The sequence below is a fragment of the Brucella daejeonensis genome, from assembly GCF_014199265.1.
In the GTDB taxonomy this organism is placed as follows: Bacteria; Pseudomonadota; Alphaproteobacteria; order Rhizobiales; family Rhizobiaceae; genus Brucella; species Brucella daejeonensis.
This window is the reverse complement of the sequence record NZ_JACIJG010000054.1, coordinates 1-1,150: the sequence shown is the minus strand read 5'-3', so window position 1 is coordinate 1,150 and position 1,150 is coordinate 1. Positions and strand designations below refer to the sequence as shown.

Genomic DNA, 1,150 nt, shown 5'->3' with positions numbered 1-1,150 from the left:
CGATGTTCTGCTGTCGCAAGGAAAATCGGTTGGCGAGGCGGTTCGCACGATCGGCGTGACGCAGTTCACGTATTACCGGTGGCGCAAGGAGTTTGGCGGCCTGAAGGGCGATCAGGTGAAGCGTCTCAAGGAGCTTGAGAAAGAGAACGATCGGCTCCGCAAGGCGGTTTCGGACCTGACGCTCGAGAAGCTGATCCTGAAAGAGGCTGCTTCGGGAAACTACTGAGCCCCGCCCGCCGCCGTCGCTGCGTCGATCATGTCATGGCAAAGTTCTCCGTTTCGGAGCGCTTTGCCTGCAAGGTCCTCGGCCAGCATCGCTCGACCCAGCGCAAGAAGCCCCAAGGCCGGCCGGATGAAGAGGCGCTCACCGCCGACATTATCCGGCTCGCTTCCCGGTATGGCCGCTATGGCTATCGTCGGATCACGGCGATGTTGCGGTCCGAGGGCTGGACGGTGAACGCCAAGCGTGTCGAACGCATCTGGCGGCGGGAGGGGCTGAAGGTTCCCCAGAAGCAACCGAAGCGAGGTCGTCTCTGGCTGAATGACGGATCGTGCGTCCGGCTTCGGCCGGAGCACCCCAACCATGTCTGGTCTTATGACTTCGTCGAGGGCCGGACCCACGATGGCAGAAAGTTCCGCATGCTCAACATCATCGACGAGTTCACCCGGGAGTGCCTGGCGATCCGCATCGCTCGCAAACTCAACTCGACCGACGTCATCGACGCCCTGTCGGACCTGTTCATCCTGCGCGGTGTGCCCGGCCATGTTCGTTCCGACAACGGCCCGGAGTTCATCGCCAAAGCGGTGCGGGAGTGGATTGTCGCCGTCGGTGCGAAGACCGCGTTCATCGAGCCGGGAAGCCCGTGGGAGAACGGCTACTGCGAGAGCTTCAACTCGAAACTCCGAGATGAACTGCTCAACGGTGAGATCTTCTACAGCCTCGCCGAGGCCAAGGTCATCATCGAGGCATGGCGGCGCTATTACAACACCGAGCGGCCACACTCATCGCTCGGCTATAAACCGCCAGCACCGGAGGCCATAATCTGGCCCGCGCCGTCACGCGGGTCAGCGCCATCATCTGCCCAGATGATGGCTCAGAAGCCGATCATGCATTAAGATTGAAACCGGACCACATCATAGGGGCAGGCCA

Annotated in this window: 1 protein-coding gene; it reads left to right on the top strand. The window is 61.4% G+C overall.

All coding sequences use genetic code 11. The annotated features are described in order from the left end of the window. Nucleotides 1-1,116, top strand: a protein-coding gene (locus FHS76_RS22420; protein ID WP_183658546.1) for an IS3 family transposase whose coding sequence is annotated in 2 segments (ribosomal slippage) — nt 1-212 and nt 212-1,116 — 1,117 coding nt annotated over the 2 segments. Because the reading frame shifts where the segments join, the coding sequence is not laid out codon by codon here. This gene is flagged as partial in the annotation. Nucleotides 1,117-1,150 lie beyond the last annotated feature (34 nt).